Origin of the sequence: Paludibacterium flexuosum (genome assembly GCF_037076605.1) — a bacterium.
In the GTDB taxonomy this organism is placed as follows: domain Bacteria; phylum Pseudomonadota; class Gammaproteobacteria; order Burkholderiales; family Chromobacteriaceae; genus Paludibacterium.
Window position 1 is genome coordinate 2,114,799 of the sequence record NZ_AP029060.1, and the last position, 17,205, is coordinate 2,132,003.

Annotated in this window: 17 protein-coding genes; 5 read left to right on the plus strand and 12 right to left on the minus strand. The window is 60.3% G+C overall.

Features of this window, described 5'->3' with window-relative positions:
• Positions 1–6: 6 nt before the first annotated feature.
• The 6 genes from AACH39_RS10115 to AACH39_RS10140 all read right to left on the minus strand — a co-directional run bounded on the left by AACH39_RS10115 (position 7) and on the right by AACH39_RS10140 (position 6,911).
• The gene (locus AACH39_RS10115; RefSeq protein ID WP_215780262.1) at positions 7–927 is read right to left on the minus strand and encodes an ABC transporter permease subunit; all 921 of its coding nucleotides are present in this window, start codon (positions 925–927) and stop codon (positions 7–9) included.
• An 18-nt stretch (positions 928–945) separates the two neighbouring features.
• On the minus strand, positions 946–1,863 hold the full coding sequence (locus AACH39_RS10120) for an ABC transporter permease subunit (RefSeq protein ID WP_215780261.1): 918 nt from the start codon (positions 1,861–1,863) through the stop codon (positions 946–948).
• A 120-nt stretch (positions 1,864–1,983) separates the two neighbouring features.
• Positions 1,984–3,597, minus strand: coding sequence for a peptide ABC transporter substrate-binding protein (locus tag AACH39_RS10125; protein WP_215780253.1), 1,614 nt, complete (start codon positions 3,595–3,597; stop codon positions 1,984–1,986).
• A 577-nt stretch (positions 3,598–4,174) separates the two neighbouring features.
• Positions 4,175–5,593, minus strand: coding sequence for a pyruvate kinase (gene pyk / locus AACH39_RS10130; RefSeq protein ID WP_215780250.1), 1,419 nt, complete (start codon positions 5,591–5,593; stop codon positions 4,175–4,177).
• Between the two features lie 32 nt (positions 5,594–5,625).
• Positions 5,626–6,660 carry a dihydroorotase gene (pyrC, locus tag AACH39_RS10135; RefSeq protein ID WP_338619831.1) on the minus strand — a complete coding sequence of 345 codons (1,035 nt, stop codon included), beginning with the start codon at positions 6,658–6,660 and terminating at the stop codon, positions 5,626–5,628.
• 20 nt (positions 6,661–6,680) lie between these two features.
• Positions 6,681–6,911 carry a sulfurtransferase TusA family protein gene (locus tag AACH39_RS10140; protein WP_215780246.1) on the minus strand — a complete coding sequence of 77 codons (231 nt, stop codon included), beginning with the start codon at positions 6,909–6,911 and terminating at the stop codon, positions 6,681–6,683.
• A gap of 124 nt (positions 6,912–7,035) precedes the next feature.
• Between AACH39_RS10140 and AACH39_RS10145 the strand changes: the two genes are divergently transcribed.
• From AACH39_RS10145 to AACH39_RS10165, 5 genes are all read left to right on the plus strand, one after another.
• Positions 7,036–7,812 (plus strand): NRDE family protein, encoded by a 777-nt coding sequence (locus tag AACH39_RS10145; RefSeq protein ID WP_215780244.1) that lies wholly within the window; start codon positions 7,036–7,038, stop codon positions 7,810–7,812.
• 10 nt (positions 7,813–7,822) lie between these two features.
• Entirely contained in the window at positions 7,823–8,353 is a 531-nt protein-coding gene (locus AACH39_RS10150; protein WP_338619833.1) for a CNP1-like family protein, read from the plus strand.
• Between the two features lie 367 nt (positions 8,354–8,720).
• Positions 8,721–9,998 (plus strand): double-cubane-cluster-containing anaerobic reductase, encoded by a 1,278-nt coding sequence (locus AACH39_RS10155; RefSeq protein ID WP_215780241.1) that lies wholly within the window; start codon positions 8,721–8,723, stop codon positions 9,996–9,998.
• The gene (locus AACH39_RS10160) at positions 9,995–10,819 is read left to right on the plus strand and encodes an acyl-CoA dehydratase activase (protein ID WP_215780240.1); all 825 of its coding nucleotides are present in this window, start codon (positions 9,995–9,997) and stop codon (positions 10,817–10,819) included. Before AACH39_RS10155 ends, AACH39_RS10160 begins: the two co-directional genes overlap by 4 nt.
• Before the next feature lie 106 nt (positions 10,820–10,925).
• Positions 10,926–11,693 carry an N-acetylmuramoyl-L-alanine amidase gene (locus tag AACH39_RS10165; protein ID WP_215780238.1) on the plus strand — a complete coding sequence of 256 codons (768 nt, stop codon included), beginning with the start codon at positions 10,926–10,928 and terminating at the stop codon, positions 11,691–11,693.
• Between the two features lie 39 nt (positions 11,694–11,732).
• On the opposite strand, the gene AACH39_RS10170 is transcribed toward AACH39_RS10165, so the two are convergent.
• The 6 genes from AACH39_RS10170 to ftsA form a co-directional block, all read right to left on the minus strand.
• A complete protein-coding gene (locus AACH39_RS10170) occupies positions 11,733–12,131 on the minus strand; it encodes a hypothetical protein (RefSeq protein WP_215780236.1) in 399 nt (132 codons plus the stop codon).
• 39 nt (positions 12,132–12,170) lie between these two features.
• The gene (locus tag AACH39_RS10175) at positions 12,171–13,373 is read right to left on the minus strand and encodes an MFS transporter (protein ID WP_338619836.1); all 1,203 of its coding nucleotides are present in this window, start codon (positions 13,371–13,373) and stop codon (positions 12,171–12,173) included.
• Between the two features lie 150 nt (positions 13,374–13,523).
• Complete coding sequence (locus tag AACH39_RS10180; protein WP_338619837.1) at positions 13,524–13,706, minus strand: hypothetical protein; 183 nt, start codon at positions 13,704–13,706, stop codon at positions 13,524–13,526.
• Positions 13,706–14,617, minus strand: coding sequence for a UDP-3-O-acyl-N-acetylglucosamine deacetylase (gene lpxC, locus AACH39_RS10185; protein WP_215782623.1), 912 nt, complete (start codon positions 14,615–14,617; stop codon positions 13,706–13,708). The genes AACH39_RS10180 and lpxC overlap by 1 nt, the downstream gene beginning before the upstream one ends.
• Before the next feature lie 99 nt (positions 14,618–14,716).
• Complete coding sequence (ftsZ, locus tag AACH39_RS10190; protein ID WP_215780229.1) at positions 14,717–15,904, minus strand: cell division protein FtsZ; 1,188 nt, start codon at positions 15,902–15,904, stop codon at positions 14,717–14,719.
• 54 nt (positions 15,905–15,958) lie between these two features.
• Positions 15,959–17,197 (minus strand): cell division protein FtsA, encoded by a 1,239-nt coding sequence (gene ftsA / locus AACH39_RS10195; RefSeq protein ID WP_338619838.1) that lies wholly within the window; start codon positions 17,195–17,197, stop codon positions 15,959–15,961.
• Positions 17,198–17,205: the final 8 nt, after the last annotated feature.

Below are 17,205 nucleotides of genomic sequence, written 5' to 3' on the forward strand. Positions count from 1 at the left end.
CTCCGCTCAACGGTCTTTCGGGTCGAGCGCGTCGCGCAGACCATCACCAACATAATTGGCGCAATACAGGGTGACCATCAGGAAGGAGGCCGGGAAAGCCAGCATCCACAAGGCCGAATCCATGTACTGAGCACCGTTCTGCACCAAAACCCCCCAACTGGTCATCGGTTCCTGCACGCCCAGGCCGAGGAAGGACAGTACCGACTCGGTCAGGATCACGTTCGGGATGGTGACCGTGGCGTAGACCACCACCACGCCCAGCAGGTTGGGCACGATGTGGCGGAAGATGATGGCCCAGCGGGAAACGCCGATGGCGTGTGCCGCTTCGATGAACTCTTTCGACTTCAGCGACAAGGTCTGGCCACGCACGATACGCGCCATGTCGAGCCAGGAAATCGCCCCCAGGGCAATGAACATCTGCACCAGACTGCGACCGAAGAAGGTCATCAGCAAAATGGCGAACAGCATGAAGGGCAGCGCATACATCACGTCAACGAAACGCATCATCACTGCATCGACCTTGCCGCCGACGAAGCCGGCGATGGCCCCCCAGGCGACACCGATCACCACGGCCACGAAGGAGCCGAGAATGCCGACCATGAAGGTAATACGGCCGCCGACCAGAACACGCACCAGCAGATCGCGCATCTGATCGTCCGAGCCGAACAGATGCCAGTTTTCCAGCGTCGGTCCGAAAGGCTGACCAGCCGACCAGTCCTGTGCGTCAAAGGCATTCGGCAAGACCCAGGGGCCCACCGTCACCAGCAGACCGATCAGGATCAGCAGCATCAGACTGACCACGGCAGCATGGTTCTTCATGAAACGCAGCCGGGCATCCTTCCATGGGCTGCGGCCTTCCACCACGGCCACATCCAGTGCCGACTCCAGGGTTTGCGTCATTTCCTGACGCTTGGCTTTGCTAAACATATCTTGAATCTCCTGAGGTCAGTAACGGATACGTGGATCGAGCATCGCGTACACAATGTCGACCATCAGGTTGAACAAGACCGTCAGAATCGCCACCAGGGTCACCAGGCCGAGCACCAGCGTGTAATCACGGTTGATGGCGCCATTGACCAGCAGGCGACCCAGACCGGGAATGGAGAACATGGTTTCCGTCACCACGGCCTGTGCAATCGAGCTGACGGCCAGCGGGCCAAGTACGGTCACGATCGGCAGCAAGGCCGGTTTGAGCGCATGGCGCATGATGATGACGCGCATCGGCAGGCCCTTGGCTTTCGCCGTGCGGATGAAGTTGCTGTGCAGCACTTCGATCAGGCTGCCGCGCATCATCCGGCCCAGCGTGGACACGTTGATGATGGTGAGCAAGGCCACCGGCAGCGCCAGATAGGCCAGGGTCAGGTCAAACTGGCCAAAGGGCAGCAGTTTGGACCAGATGCAGAAAATCAGAATCATCACCGGCCCGATGATGAACGACGGGACGGCACTGCCGAAGTTACCCAGGAACATCACGAAATAATCGATGATGCTGTTCTGCTTGAGCGCAGCGGTAATCCCCAGCAAGACGCCAATCACCAGCGACAGGACCATCGCCACACCACCGACCGTGATCGAATAGGGCAAGGCCTGGGCCACCAGGGTATTGACCGACCAGTCCGCATAGCGGAAAGAGGCGCCCAGATCCCCGTGCAGCAGGTTGTTCAGGTAGTAGCCGAACTGCTTGTAGACCGGCTCGTTCAGATGGTACTTGGCCTGCAGATTGGCCAGCACCTCGGGCGACACCTTGCGTTCGCGGTCGAACGGACCGCCCGGCGTCAGTTGCAGCATGACAAAACAGACCGTGATCACGACGAACACGGTCGGAATCGCACCCAAAATGCGTTTGAAGGTATAAGACAACATGGATCAATAACTCCGACTCAGATCCTCACAACACGTTTGAAACGCCGATGGAATCAACGCGCGTGGCAAAAACCCGCCCGGAATCGCTCCGGGCGGGAATACAGGCAGTCTGACTGCTGATTACTGCTGGATATACAGGAACTGGGTCTTGTAATGATCCGTCGGATTGGGGATGTTCCAGCCACCGACCTTGGTCTTCACCAGATACGGGTTGGTGTACTGATACAGCGGCATCATCGGATAGTCATCCATGGCCGTCTTGGCTGCCTGGGTCAGCAAGGCAGTGCGCTTGGCAGCGTCGATGGTTTCCTTGCCCTGGGTGATCAGTGCGTCCACCTTCTTGCTGCAATACTTCAGGTCGTTCTGGTCCGAACCGCAACGGATCAGGTCGAGGAAGGAGGTGGCGTCGTTGTAGTCAACGGTCCAGCCGTTACGGGCAACCTGATAGGCACCGTCGTGACGGGTCTTGAGGAATACCTTGAACTCCTGGTTTTCCATCGAGGTCGTCACACCCAGCTTGGTCTTCCACTCGCTGGACAGGAACAGCGCGACCTTCTTGTGCGCTTCCGAGGTGTTGTACGACAGCTTCAGGTTCAGCGGATGGTTCGGGCCATAGCCGGCAGCGGTCAGCAACTTCTTGGCTTCGTCCACACGCTTGGCCATCGGCCACTTGCTCCAGTCATAGGCAGTGACGTTGGCGCCATTGGTACCGGCAACCGTCAGACCATAAGCAGGTACCTGGCCTTCGCCCAGCACCTTCTTGGTCAGGATGTCACGGTCAACCACCATGGACAGGGCCTGACGCACGCGCTTGTCCTTGAGGACCGGATCGGCGTTATTGAAGCTGTAGTAGTAGAGTGCCAGCAGCTTGTTGGTCTTCACTTCCTTCGGCATGGTGCTCAGCAGCTTCTGATACATGCCGGTCGGTGCGCGCAGAACGGTATCCAGCTGACCGGCCTGGAACATCTTCAGGGTGGCGTCTTCACTGTCGGTCGGGTTGTAGGTGACCTTGGTGATGTGGACGTTCTTGGCATCCCAGTAGTTCGGGTTCTTTTCCAGCACCAGACGGCTGTTGACGACCCATTCCTTCAGACGATAGGCGCCGTTGGAAACCAGATTGCCCGGCTTGGTGAATTCCTTGCCGAACTTGACGAACGAAGCCTTGTGCAGCGGAGCCATTTGCGGGTTGGCCAGCATGTCGGGCAGGAAAGCCGTCGGCGTTTCGGTGGTGATTTCAATGGTGTGGGCATCGGTGGCTTTGATACCCAGATTGGACACCGGCTGCTTGCCGGACATGATGTCCTTACCGTTCTTGATGAACTCGAAGAAGATGCCGTACTGGGTGGCGGTCTTCGGATCAACGGTACGCTGCCAGGAATAGACAAAATCTTCAGCAGTCACAGGATCGCCATTGGACCACTTGGCATTCTTGCGCAGGTGGAAGACCCAGGTCGTCGGGCTAGTCTGCTTCCAGCTTTCGGCCACGCCCGGCAGGATCTTGCTGTGTGCATCACGGGTGGTCAGACCTTCGTACAGGTCATCCGCCACGTTGATGGCCGGCTGCGATTCGACCTGGGAGATATCCAGCGACTCGACTTCGGAGCCATTGCCACGGACCAGTTCCTGATTGGCGGCCAGCTTGACGCCAGCCGGTACGGCGGCCTGGGCGGCCGGTACAGCGAGCGCCAGGGCGACGGAAGCCGCCAGAACGCTCAGCATGTTCTGCTGTTTCATTGTGTCTATTCTCCTGTATTTCTGAGTGCGGCCGATGAGGCTGCTTTTTGGTTTTACCGATCCGGTTTCGTGAACCGCACGGATGAGCCTATTATGCTCTTGCACTTTTTATATCATCAAGCATTGATCAGCATGATATTTTAAAAAAATCGAATAACAGACAATTTCCCCACCCCGAACCACGCCATTGTCATACCCGCACCCAGTTGGCATTTGATGTCGCAAAAGCCTGCCAGTTGCACAGGCTGTCGCCAAAATGCGAATCATTTGCACACAAGATCGCACACTCTTGCCCAAAAGCTGTCTGGCGCTGCCGCCAAAACCCTGTGGAATGCCGATATGCAATTGACACAAAATTTATGGTTATAGCCAATAACGCAATATTGTTTCACCGGCCAGAAGGCCTGGGATGACTGCTGACCGGCACTCCAACAACCCTGTTGTTGGACAATGCAAAGGTGTACCCATCTGACCGCACCTGCCCGTCAGCAGCCCGCTAAGCGTCCGTTCAGGGATAAAAAAACCCGCACGTTTTGCAATGTGCGGGCTTTTGATGACACCAGTGGCCAGCAGGACGTCATGCGCCGACCATGGCAATGCGCAGCAGGTTGGTAGCGCCTGGCGTGCCAAACGGCAAACCGGCAGCGATCGCCAGCATCTGGCCCGGCTCGGCAAAACCATGCGACTTGGCCAGCCGGCATGCGGCATCGGTCATTTCGTCAACCGACTCGGCATCCTTGGTCACCACGGCATGTACCCCCCACAACAGCGCCAGCTGACGTGCAGTCCCGACACGCGGCGTCACGCACAGAATCGGCGCTTCCGGTCGCTCGCGGGCTACCCGCCAGGCGGTATGGCCCGAGGTGCTGTAGGTCACCATCACCGGCAGCGACAGGGTATGGGCGATCTGGCGCAGCGCCGCACTGATGGCATCCGGCGCCGTGCTGCGCGGGTCACTGTGCGAGGCATCCAGCATGGCCTGATGCAGCGGGTCGCGCTCGACCTGGGCAATGATGCGATCCATCATCGACACCGCCTCGACCGGGTATTCACCGGAGGCCGATTCGGCCGACAGCATCACGGCATCGGTGCCGTCATAGATGGCCGTTGCCACATCAGAGGCCTCGGCACGGGTCGGTACCGGAGCATGCACCATCGAATCCAGCATCTGGGTCGCCACGATGACCGGCGTCCCCTTGGCGCGGCAGACACGCAGGATGCGACGCTGCGTCGGCGGGACTTGTTCCGGCGGCATTTCCACGCCCAGATCACCACGCGCCACCATGATGCCGTCGGCCACGTCGACAATGGCGTCCAGCCGCTCGATGGCGGCCGGCTTCTCCAGTTTGGCAATCACCTGGGCACGGCCATCGATCAGCTGCTTGAGCTCAAGGATATCTTCCGGGCGCTGCACGAAGGACAAGGCGACCCAGTCCACGCCAAGGGTCATGCCAAAGTCCAGATCCTGCCGGTCCTTGACCGTCAGCGGCGACAGCGGCAGCACCACACCGGGCACGTTCACGCCCTTGCGATCAGACAGATCACCGGCTGTGCGTACCACGGTCTCGGCTTCGGTCGGGCTGCATTTGACCACTTCCAGCTTGACGCGGCCATCGTCCAGCAGCAGTTCGCTGCCGGGCTTGAGCGCAGCGAAGATTTCCGGATGTGGCAAACCGACACGCTCGACACTGCCGGGCTCCAGCGACTGATCCAGGCGGAAGGTCTGCCCGGCGGTCAGATGCACGCTGTCGGTGGCGAAGGTGGCAATCCGCAGCTTCGGCCCCTGCAGATCCAGCAGGACACCGATCGGACGATCAATTTCTGCTTCGACACTGCGGATGACCGCCATGCGTTCTGCGTGTTGTTCATGAGTACCGTGGCTGAAGTTCAGCCGGAACACATCGGCACCGGCTTTGGCCAGGGCCAGGATGGTAGCGCGGTCAGAACTGGCCGGCCCCAGGGTTGCAACGATTTTGGCTTTGCGATGTCTGCGCATCTCTGTGTTTCACCTGTTCGAATGGGTACCTGTCAGGGCACCATAGTCCATGAGAGCGTCTCGCCTGCCCGCAAGGGGACCAGTTCCTCACTGCCAAACGCCAGTGTGGCTGGCACCGCCTGCGGCTTCCGTTCCAGCGTGATCTGGTCGGTGTTGCGCGGCAAGTGATAAAAATCCGGACCGTTGAAGCTGGCAAACGCCTCCAGTCTGTCCAGCGCATTCACGCTGTCGAAGGCCTCGGCATACAACTCGATGGCTGCGTGGGCGGTATACATGCCGGCACAGCCACAGGCGCTTTCCTTGGCACCCCGCGCATGCGGAGCACTGTCGGTACCGAGAAAAAACTTCTTCGATCCGGATGTTGCCGCCCGCAGCAAGGCCTGTCGGTGTACTTCACGCTTGAGCACCGGCAGGCAATAGTGATGCGGACGGATACCACCGACGAACAGCGCATTGCGGTTCATCAGCAGGTGGTGGGCCGTCAGGGTGGCAGCCAGGTTGTCGCCCCCTTCGGTCACAAAGTCGACAGCGTCCTTGGTGGTAATGTGTTCGAACACCACGCGCAGAGACGGCAATCTGGCCAGCAGCGGCATCATGACGCGCTCGATGAAAACCGCCTCGCGGTCGAACACATCGATCTCGCCATCGGTCACTTCGCCATGCACCAGCAGCGGCAAACCACACTCGGCCATGGCTTCCAGCGCCGGCATGGCATGCTCGACCGCTCTGACCCCGGCATCGGAGTTGGTGGTGGCGCCGGCAGGATACAGCTTGATGCCATGCACGAAACCGCTGGCGCGCGCCAGGCGCACCTCTTCGGCGCTGGTGGATTCCGTCAGATACAGCGTCATCAGCGGCTCGAAGCGGCTGCCGGTCGGACAGGCCGCCAGGATACGCTCACGGTACTGGCGCGCGGCGTCCACGGTGGTCACCGGCGGACGCAGGTTCGGCATGATGATGGCGCGCCCCATCTGGCGACAGGTATCGCGCAGCACATCGGCCAGCACAGCGCCATCGCGCACATGCAGATGCCAGTCATCCGGGCGGGTCAGGGTCAGGGTGTGCATGCGGGAGATTCCTGAGTGGTTCATTTGCGTTGCAGGATCAGCCTGAACTTGCCTTCGGCCGTGGTCTCGGAAACCTGCAAGGTGTTGCCGGTCTGGCGGCAGAAAGCGGCGAAATCCGCCGGTGCGCCCGGATCGGTGGCCAGCACCTCCAGGGTACTGCCACTGGCCATATCGGCCAGCGCCTTCTTGGCGCGCAGGATGGGCAAGGGGCAGTTCAGGCCCGACAAATCCAGAGAGCGATCAATTTGCATCTTGGGTAATCCAGGTTCATTCACGATACAATGTAAACATTAGCGCCTGCCGATAATCTTGCGCAGGATCTAATAGTGTACGCTGAGTGCGTATGACTCCCAACTTTAGTTGTGGTGATTATTCATGTGTGTTCTCGCCTTCGCCTATAAAATGCCCGGCCTGGGACAGCTGGTCCTGCTGGGCAATCGGGACGAGCAATATGCCCGCCCGACCGAAGCGCTGGATTTCTGGCCGGATCGTCCGGATGTGCTTGGCGGACGCGACTTGCAGGCCGGCGGCAGCTGGATGGCGATCCGCAACAACGGACGCTTTGCCGCCGTGACCCATATCCGGGAAGGCTTTGCCACCACCGGAGAACGCTCGCGCGGCGAACTGGTCAGTCAGTTCGTCCTCGGCGACGAGCCCGCGCTGGACTTTGCCGCCCGCCTGCCTGATGTCCGCCAGCACTACGCGCCCTTCAATCTGCTGTTCGGCAGCACCGATGACCTTTACCATTTTCATAGTCGCACCGGACAGTTAACGCGGGTCACCCCGGGTTTGCACACCCTGTCGAATGCCTCGCTCGACACGGCCTGGTTCAAGACCGAACGGCTGGCCGATCACCTGCGCGGTCTGCGCGCCGCGCCGCGCGAGGAAGAAGCATTTGCCTGGCTGGAAGATCCCCAGCAGGCCCCCCCCGGTCGCATGCCGAATACCGGTATCGGATCGGCCCTCGAACGGGTACTATCTTCGATCTTTATCGTCGGGCGCGACTATGGTACGCGCGCCTCAACCTTGCTGGTCGTCAGCAGCCGCGGCGATATCGCCGTGTCTGAACGCAGCTTTGGTCTGGCCGGTAAAGAAACCGGCAGACGACGTTATACCCTGCGCCCGGGTCCGCAGCCCGCCGGCACCCGCTAACGGAGAATTCATGCGTATCAAGCTTCTTGTCGCGTCCCTGGCCTGCTGCCTGCTGGCCCATGGCGCACTGGCCAACCCGGCAACCCGGGACTACAAGCCGATCAACAATGGTGTCTATGCTTTTGAAGACACCGGCCCCTGGAAAGAGGGGGAGTACACCGTCCCGCCCTATCCGGACAAACCCGATTGGGTCGGTTTTTTTGTCCCCCTCAAGAAGGACTACCATTTTTACGTGGATGGCAAATCGCTCAGCGTTGGCAGTGATGAAGTCGTACGCTTCACCTTGCGCGTGGTCAGTGCGACCGGTGCGGAAAATGTCAGCTACGAAGGGATCCATTGCCGGAGTCGCGAGACCCGCCCCTATGCCTTCGGTGATACGGTGGGCATGAAATGGTATGAATCCAGGCGCTCCGTGTGGCGCCGGGTCAATGAAGATGACATGACGCGTCTGCGTCTGGCCGAAGATCTGTGCGTCGACTGGCAAACGCCGGCGGATGCCGCCACGGCGCTGACGCTGCTGAAAAAGGCCCCCTGGCTTTAATCGCCATCCCAGCCGGCGGTCGGCCACAGGGCGACCGCCGCGCTCATTCGGCAAATTAACCACACCATGGGTATGGTTTTCGTTTCATATGAAACAAACGTTTGACTCCCCTGCACCCGGGTAGCATCCTCTCTACATATATCTTTAGATCAAGGGACTCTTCTGGCATAAGCAGCGGATATCGCAGCACGGTGTCGGACCCGCTTTTGAACCTTGCCCGTCCGAACACCCGGATGACAGGGGCGCTCAGCCCCCTCCCTCTCGCCATTTCCGCCCGATCGCCCCGCCCTGACCGCTCAGGACACGGTGTCAGCACGCTCGAAGTGACCTTGCGTTGATTCACTGATCCATCATCAAGGGGAGTGTAATGAGCGAGTACCGGGAAATGTGGCAATCACTGGGGCTGGATCTGGATGCCCACGATGCCTTGCTGTCCTACCTGGGGCAGGTTTATCAGGATGTATTCATCTCTCAGCCAAACCGGCCTCAGGGCATGCAGTATTTTGATTTCGTCATGAGCGAAGTCCATGGCCTGCGCATCAAGGAATTGATGGATGCCAAGGCGGCTGGCCGCAAAATCATCGGCTCATACTGCACCTACGTGCCGGAAGAGCTGATCCTGGCGCTGGATGGTGTGTCGGTTGGCCTCTGTACCGGTGGCGAATGGGCGACCGAATTGGTGGATCAGATTCTGCCGCGCAATACCTGTGCACTGATCAAATCGGCCTTCGGCTTCAAACTGGGCAAGGTCTGTCCCTACGTCGAAGCCTGTGATCTGGTGGTTGGCGAAAATACCTGTGATGGCAAGAAAAAGGCCTATGAGATTCTGGGTGACTATATCCCCGACCTCTATGTCATCGATCTGCCGCAGGTGAAATCCGCAGCGGGCAAGCAACTGATGCTCAGCGAGTATGCGCAATTTGCCCGCAAACTCGAAGCGGTGACCGGCAAAACCTTGCAGGCCGACAAACTGGCCGCCGCGATTGTCACCGTCAACAACAAGCGTCGGGCACTCAAGCGCCTGGCGGCTTTGCGCACGGCACGACCGGTACCGATTTCTGGCCTGGATGCCCTGCTGATCTCGCAGGTGTCGTTCTACGACGACCCGGTGCGCTTTACCAACTCGGTCAATCAACTGTGTGATGAACTGGAGCAGCGGGTCCAACAGGGCGTCGGGGTTTTCCCGGCCGATCATCCGCGCGTGGTGTTGTCGGGCTGCCCGATGGCCGTGCCGAACTGGAAGATTCCGGCCATCGTCGAAAGCAGCGGCGCAGTCATCGTGGCGGAAGAAGGCTGTGTCGGCGAGCGCAGTACGCGCTGGCTGACGGACGAAAGCGGCAGCACGCTGCCACAGATGATGCAGCATCTGGTCGACCGCTACCTGCAGATCGACTGTGCCGTGTTCACCCCCAACCCGTCGCGGCTGAACTTTGTGCGGGATGTTTCCGCCGAGCGCAAGTCCGATGGCGTGATCCACTATACCTTGCAGTTCTGTCAGCCATACCAGATGGAGACCGGTCCGGTGATCAAGGCGCTGGAGCAATCGGCCATCCCGACCTTGCGCATTGACACGGATTACAGCCAGGAAGATGTCGGCCAGATCCGTACCCGTGTCGAGGCCTTCATCGAACGGTTGAGTGCATGAGAACAGCCGGCATTGATATCGGCTCACGTACCGTCAAGCTGGTCATCCTGGAGGATGGCCAGCCGGTACTGCACCGAGTGATGGAAAACACCTTCGAGCCGCTGGCGGTCTGCCGCCAGCTGCTGCAGGATCAGCATTTCGACGCCATCGCCGCGACCGGCTATGGCCGGCGATTGTTCGCCGGCCAGCTGGGCGGCGAAGTCATTACCGAGATACGCGCGGCCGCGCTGGGTGCCCGCCACTGCTTTCCGGACTGCTGCACCGTACTGGATATCGGTGGACAGGATACCAAGGCCATTTCACTGGGTGCGGACGGCCACGTCGGTCAGTTCGAAATGAACGATAAATGCGCAGCCGGCACCGGACGGTTTTTCGAAGTCCTGGCCATGTCGCTCGGCTGCACCCTCAACGAGTTCGGGGAATTGGCCCTGGCGGGTCAAGAGGGGCCTGGGCATGTCATCAACAGCACCTGCACCGTTTTTGCCGAGTCGGAGGTGGTCAGCCTGATCGCCCGTGGCTGCCGGCGAGAGGAAATTGCCCGCGGTATCGTGGATGCGGTTGCCTCTCGCGCCGCCGCACTGGTGCGCCGCATCTCGCCGGTGTCGCCCCTGGTCTTCATCGGCGGACTGGCGCACTGTCATGCTTTGCGTCAGGCCCTGACGCAGCGACTGGACATGCCCGTGCTGATTCCGCCGCAAAGACAAACCGTCGTGGCCCTCGGCGCCGCGCTGGCGGCCGAAGCCAGCATCCAGACGAGACGCTCAGGCAAGGCACAGACCGACAGAAATGATGTATTTGGCACAACAAATTCAGCTACTTAATGCAAAATAATTAGCCCGAACGCCTTGGCTTCTCTCCGTCCCCCCAGGCTGCGATAGTGTCGCCCCAGCCTCCCTGGGAGGCAGCACTTTACCCGGAGAATCCAAGATGTTCCCCATTGACGACACCAGCTATCCCGCCAGATCGGGCTTCAACCAGCGCATCCGCTTCCTGATCATCCACTATACTGCTCTGCCCTTTGCCGGTTCAGTCACCGCCCTGACCCGGGGCAATGTCAGTGCTCACTATCTGATTCCGGCACGACAAGACGCGAGCTACCGGGCGGCCGGCTTCGACACGCTGCGCATTTTCAGGCTGGTCAGGGAAGAGGATCGGGCCTGGCACGCCGGCATCAGCCATTGGGCAGGCAGGGATAATCTGAATGACACGGCGATCGGCATCGAGATCGTGAACCTGGCCAGTGCCCGCGGCGGGGTATTTGACTTCCCCGACTACGAAGAAGAGCAGATCCTGGCGCTGCAGCAGTTGGCCACTTCGATTCTGGCCCGCTATCCGGATATCTCGCCAAAGCATGTGGTCGGCCATGCGGATGTCGCCTATGAGCGCAAATCCGACCCCGGCCCGAAATTGCCATGGCAGCGCTTGCACCAGGCCGGGATTGGCGCCTGGTATGAGGAGTCGGTCAAACAGCAGTTCGCGGCACAATTCACGCGTACGGGCTTACCCGCGCGGGCAGAGCTGGCGGTGGCATTCAAGCGCTACGGTTATGCCGCCCCGGCATCAGACAGTCAGTGGCGATCGCTGCTGCGGGCATTCCAGATGCACTTCCGGCCCGGCGATATCCGTGGTGAACTCGACATTGAAAGCTGCGCCATTCTCTACGCGCTGAACCAGCGTTACAGCCAGGGTGCCTGAGCTCGCCTGCCTGCCACCACGGGCAGGCAGGCGGGTGGCTTATTTCTCTTCGTTGAAACCAAACGGCCCGCTATGCACGAAGGCCAGCTTGCAATCGCTCAGGTAGCGGGCATCGTGGATACGCCCGGCACGGTTATAACCGGTTTCGCCCTGCTCCAGTACAAAGGGGTCGCCATCCTTCTGCAGGCTGCCATCGGCGGCCCGACAGTAGTACTGCACCTGCATCCGGCCAGCGACCACCACGGTCATGTCATCACCAGGGTGCGAGTGCGGCGGCTCGGTCATGCCGGCGTCCCAATGCTCCAGCAGCAATTCGACCCCATTCGGATCGGCAGGCAGGGTCGACCGCATGCGAAAGCCGGCCGGTTCGCCTTCCGGCGTCACCAGGTGTTGCCATACTTCACTGCTGTCAGTCGTGACCTCAAGCTTGTGGTTCATTGTGTGCTCCTTGAAAAATGGGCAAAGGTTGGTTTCAGCTTACACCTTGCCGGAACGCTCTGTATTGGCCTGCATCATGGGCCCGGGTAGTCGCAGCAGCAGAATCGTCGCCATGAGCAGTCCCAGTGCGCTGCTCAGGTACAGGCTGACGGCAGGACGAAGCATGTCGGCCAGCCAGCCGGCAGCCATGCCCATGCACGCAGCAGTCCACACCTGGCGTCGATAGCTGCAGGCGCTCGCCCAGCCGATCAGCTGCGGCGGGAAATGTCGCAGCAAACCATGCCAGCCCAGGCTGAACACCACGTTGGAGAGCACATGCGCCAGGAAAACCAGCAGCAAGGCCCATGGGAGCTGACTGACCACGGGCAGCAGGCCATAGCACAAGGCAAACCCGGCCAGACAAAGCAGCAATAACCGGTTGCTGGCACCTTTCGACAGCCAGTGCTCCCGCACCAGCAAGGGACCACACAATTGCCCCAGGCTGCGGGCAAACAGCAGCGGCAACATCTGCTGGTTGCCTTGTGAGCCCAGTACCGGCAACAGGGCCATGGCAGGCGCACCGACCAGGGTCAGCACCGAGAGCAGCCACAGGCTGCGGCGCTGTCCGGCGGTCAGCGTCGTGGGATGCCGCTGGCGGCCTGATGGTGTCGGTGCTGGGCGGGTGATGACGGGCAGGGCGTTCAGCCAGGCGATGGCCAGCAGATAGCTGAGCGCATCCAGCGCCAGCAAGCTCCGGGCGGGCCAGTGCGGATAGAGCAGCACGCCCAGCCCGATACCAAACAAGACGTGGCAGGCAAACACCAGGGTGTCGATCAGGGCCCCCGCGGCGGTCTCCTCAGCCGCCAGCCCCTGCTTCAGCAGGGTGGTCAGCGCAGGCAGCGCCATACCGCCGGTCAATGCCGACATCAGGCTGGCCAGCAACAACCAGCCCGGATGCTGCAGGGCGAGCGCCAGCCAGGGCAGCAACAAGCCGGCGAGTCCCCCGGCCTCGGCCAGCATCAGGATGCGGGCCGGCGACATACGGCCAAGCAGGGACTCACCGAGCCGGCTGCCGAGCAGTCCGGGGGCCGTATTCAGCACAAAGGCCAGTGCCATGCCGGATGGCGGGGCATGCCATTGCCTGAGGGTAGCAAAAATGACAATGAAGGTCAGACCATTACCGATCGAGCTGGCGATCAGCGCAAAGCATAGGCGGCGCAGCCAGGCGTGGTGACGCCATGCGCGCAGAAAAATCCGGAACATGATGTTTTCCCATGAAAAATCAGCCCTGTCGGGCAAAGATGGCTGGATTTTTCAGGAATGCATCACATGGGCAAGCGCAATCAGGACAGAGGAAGAAGCAATGACAATATCATTGCGGCAACGCTTTCACAATCAGTTTTCAAACCGCCCCTAGTGCCGGGCCAACCCCAACAGCCAGAGCACCAGCAGCACGCCGCAAAGCCATGTCAGATAGTGCAGGCCACGGCCGATCTTTTGTGCCTGCAGGGCATCCGGCCGACGTGCCAGACGGATCATCCCCACGCCACAGAACAAGGTGCCGGCAAACAGGGCAAAACGCAGTAGTGCCTGCATCACTCGGGGTCCGGAATACGGTGGAAACTGGAGGGCGCGTCTTCCGGTTCGCGGAAGCTGACATATTCCCAGGCATCGGGCGTCGCCAGCAGCTTGCGCAGCAGCTGATTATTCATGGCATGGCCGGATTTAAAGCCGGAGAAGGCACCGATGATCGGATGACCAAGGATGTACAGGTCGCCGATGGCATCAAGGATCTTGTGACGGACAAACTCATCCGGGAAACGCAGTCCGCCCTCATTGAGGACAAATTCGTCATCGATCACGATGGCGTTTTCCAGATTGCCCCCCAGCCCCAGACCGTGATTACGCATCGACTCGACCTCATGCATGAAGCAGAAGGTGCGGGCCCGGCTGATCTCGTCGATATAGGAATGGTTGGCAAAATCGATCTGTACGGTCTGCGGCGCCAGATTAAACGCCGGGTGATTGAACTGGATCGACAGGGTCACTTTGAAGCCATCATACGGCTCGAAGCGGACCCATTTGTCGCCCTCAACCACCTCAACCGACTGCTTGATGCGGATAAAACGTTTTGCTGTCTTTTGCTCGATGATGCCGGCAGTTTGCAGCAAATAGATAAAGGGGGCGGCAGAGCCATCCATGATGGGAATCTCTACCGCCGTCACTTCGACATCCAGGTTGTCGATCCCTAATCCGGCGAAAGCAGACATGAGGTGCTCGATGGTGCCGACACGCACACCGGTCTCCGTGACCAGTGTTGAGGAGAGTCGCGTGTCGTTCACCATCAGCGGCTCGGCTTTCACCGCTTCCGACCCGGGCAAGTCGGTGCGATAGAAGGTGATTCCCGAGTCGGGTTTGGCCGGCAACAGGGTCAGGCGTACCCGTTCGCCGGAGTGCAAACCCACACCCGTGGCGCTGATCGCTTGCTTCAGCGTGCGCTGCAGAATCATTTGATGCTTTCTACCAAATCAGGGACGACCTGAGTTTAGCATGGCCAAGACCTATGCTTTATTAATTAATAAAATCAAATCGATAGCGCGTATCGATCAGTCTGCCTGCTTGCGCAGGAAGGCCGGGATATCGAACGATTCGCTCACTTCCGGATTCGAGAAGTCGGTCGAGCTCGGCGTGCGACGGCCACGGCTGCGCATGATCGCCGGGGTATCGAAATCGTCGTAGTTCAGCACTTCGACCGCACGGTCATCGGTGCCGGTCTTGACGATCTTGATGTATTCCGGACGCTCTTCATTGCGGGTTGCCGGCTTCTTGCCCAGACCGGTGGCGATCAGGGTGACACGAATGGTGTCTTCCGGGATATCGTCCACTTCGGCGGTACCGAACTTCACCTCCGCGCTTTCGTCGGCGTACTGACGGACGATCGACATGATTTCGCGGTATTCGCTCATCTTCAGGCAGCCCGGTGCGGTCGAGATATTGACCAGCACGCCACGCGCACCTTCCAGCGTGATGTTGTCCAGCAGCGGGCTGGCAACGGCCTGCTCGGCCGCCACACGGGCACGGTCGATACCGGAGGCGTAGGCCGAACCCATCATGGCCAGGCCCATTTCGCACATCACGGTGCGGACGTCGGCAAAGTCGACGTTGATCAGACCGGGGCAAGTGATCACTTCGGCGATACCGGCCACGGCGCCCTTGAGGACGTCATCCGCCGCGCGGAAGGCTTCGCGCATGGTGACATCATCGCCCAGCACTTCCATCAGCTTTTCGTTCGGGATCACGATCAGCGAATCGACATGCTTTTTCAGATCATCGATACCGGACTGGGCCACCTTGGTCCGTTTGCCTTCGTGTTCGAAAGGACGGGTCACCACACCGACGGTCAGGATGCCCATTTCCTTGGCCACTTCGGCGACCACCGGGGCAGCACCGGTGCCGGTCCCGCCACCCATGCCGGCCGTGACGAACACCATATTGGCACCGCGCAGGGTGTCGGCGATGCGCTCACGGTCTTCCAGCGCCGCATTGCGGCCGATTTCCGGGTTGGCACCGGCGCCCAGGCCCTTGGTCAGGCAAGTGCCCAGCTGCAGCTTGATCTGCGCCTTGTTGCGCTTCAGGGTTTGGGCATCGGTATTGGCGCAGATGAATTCCACGCCTTGTACCTTGCCGTCGATCATGTTGTCGATGGCATTGCAACCGCCGCCGCCCACACCGATCACTTTGATGACGGCTTCCTGAGCCGCATCCTGCATGACTTCGAATACCATTCCGCTCATTTTTCTCTCCTCATTAAAGATGAGCCTGTTACTGATACAACGCCCGAACAATGTTTAGAAATTGCCTGCAAACCACGCCTTCATGCGCGAGAACACACTGCCCACGCCGCCTGAAGCCGCCTTCGACCCCGACGGGGCCTGAATCTGATCCTTGCCGTACAACAGCAGGCCGACACCGGTGGAGAAGCGCGGCGTCTTGACCACCTCGGCCAGACCGCCCACGTACTTCGGCACACCGACACGCACCGGCATGTGGAACACCTCTTCGGCCAGTTCGACCATGCCCGGCATCAGGCTGGCACCGCCGGTCAGCACGATGCCGGAAGACAGCATGTCTTCGAAACCGCTGCGGCGCAGCTCCTGCTGCACCAGCTGGAACAACTCTTCGACTCGCGGCTCGACCACTTCGGCCAGCGTCGCGCGCGACATCTGGCGCGGTCCGCGCTCACCCACGCCGGGCACTTCGATCATCTGCCCCGGATCGGCCAGGTTCACCAGCGCCACGCCATGCTGGATCTTGATGTCCTCGGCTTCCTTGGTCGGCGTACGCAGTGCCATGGCGATGTCGTTGGTGATCTGGTCACCGGCGATCGGAATCACCGCCGTATGGCGGATGGCGCCATTTGCGTAAACCGCGATATCGGTAGTCCCGCCGCCGATGTCGATCAGGCACACGCCCAGATCCTTTTCGTCTTCCGACAGCACTGCGATGGCCGAGGCCATCGGCTGCAGCACCAGATCCGACACTTCCAGACCGCAGCGCCGCACGCACTTGGTGACGTTCTGTGCTGCCGACACGGCGCCGGTGACGATATGCACCTTCGCCTCCAGTCGGACACCGCTCATGCCCAGTGGCTCGCGCACCCCTTCCTGACCATCGATGCTGTACTCCTGGGTCAGGATGTGCAGCACCTGATGATCCGGCGGAATACTCACCGCACGGGCGGTTTCGATCACGCGGTCAATATCCATCTGCGTCACTTCACGGTCCTTGATCGCCACCATGCCGTGCGAGTTGACGCTCTTGATGTGGCTACCGGCAATGCCGGTAAACACTTCATGGATCTTGCAGTCAGCCATGAGCTCCGCCTCTTCCAGCGCGCGCTGGATCGCCTGCACGGTGGACTCGATGTTCACGACCATGCCGCGCTTGAGTCCGCGCGAGGGGGTCTGCCCCATGCCGACGATGTTGAGCTGGCCATCCTCCAGGACCTCCGCGACGATCGCCACGATCTTCGACGTGCCGATGTCGAGGCCAACCAACATGTTCTTGCTTTCCTTCGGTTTGCTCACCTGTCGCT

Excerpts from the sequence above, each read along its gene's own strand:
- AACH39_RS10145 (WP_215780244.1), top strand. The coding sequence starts at position 7,036 with ATGTGTGTTCTCGCCTTCGCCTATAAAATGCCCGGCCTGGGACAGCTG.
- AACH39_RS10115 (WP_215780262.1), bottom strand. The coding sequence starts at position 927 with ATGTTTAGCAAAGCCAAGCGTCAGGAAATGACGCAAACCCTGGAGTCG.
- AACH39_RS10150 (WP_338619833.1), top strand. The coding sequence starts at position 7,823 with ATGCGTATCAAGCTTCTTGTCGCGTCCCTGGCCTGCTGCCTGCTGGCC.
- AACH39_RS10140 (WP_215780246.1), bottom strand. The coding sequence starts at position 6,911 with ATGCAAATTGATCGCTCTCTGGATTTGTCGGGCCTGAACTGCCCCTTG.
- ftsZ (WP_215780229.1), bottom strand. The coding sequence starts at position 15,904 with ATGAGCGGAATGGTATTCGAAGTCATGCAGGATGCGGCTCAGGAAGCC.
- pyk (WP_215780250.1), bottom strand. The coding sequence starts at position 5,593 with ATGCGCAGACATCGCAAAGCCAAAATCGTTGCAACCCTGGGGCCGGCC.
- AACH39_RS10180 (WP_338619837.1), bottom strand. The coding sequence starts at position 13,706 with ATGCAGGCACTACTGCGTTTTGCCCTGTTTGCCGGCACCTTGTTCTGT.
- AACH39_RS10155 (WP_215780241.1), top strand. The coding sequence starts at position 8,721 with ATGAGCGAGTACCGGGAAATGTGGCAATCACTGGGGCTGGATCTGGAT.
- AACH39_RS10170 (WP_215780236.1), bottom strand. The coding sequence starts at position 12,131 with ATGAACCACAAGCTTGAGGTCACGACTGACAGCAGTGAAGTATGGCAA.
- pyrC (WP_338619831.1), bottom strand. The coding sequence starts at position 6,660 with ATGCACACCCTGACCCTGACCCGCCCGGATGACTGGCATCTGCATGTG.
- AACH39_RS10165 (WP_215780238.1), top strand. The coding sequence starts at position 10,926 with ATGTTCCCCATTGACGACACCAGCTATCCCGCCAGATCGGGCTTCAAC.
- AACH39_RS10175 (WP_338619836.1), bottom strand. The coding sequence starts at position 13,373 with ATGTTCCGGATTTTTCTGCGCGCATGGCGTCACCACGCCTGGCTGCGC.
- AACH39_RS10160 (WP_215780240.1), top strand. The coding sequence starts at position 9,995 with ATGAGAACAGCCGGCATTGATATCGGCTCACGTACCGTCAAGCTGGTC.
- AACH39_RS10120 (WP_215780261.1), bottom strand. The coding sequence starts at position 1,863 with ATGTTGTCTTATACCTTCAAACGCATTTTGGGTGCGATTCCGACCGTG.
- AACH39_RS10125 (WP_215780253.1), bottom strand. The coding sequence starts at position 3,597 with ATGAAACAGCAGAACATGCTGAGCGTTCTGGCGGCTTCCGTCGCCCTG.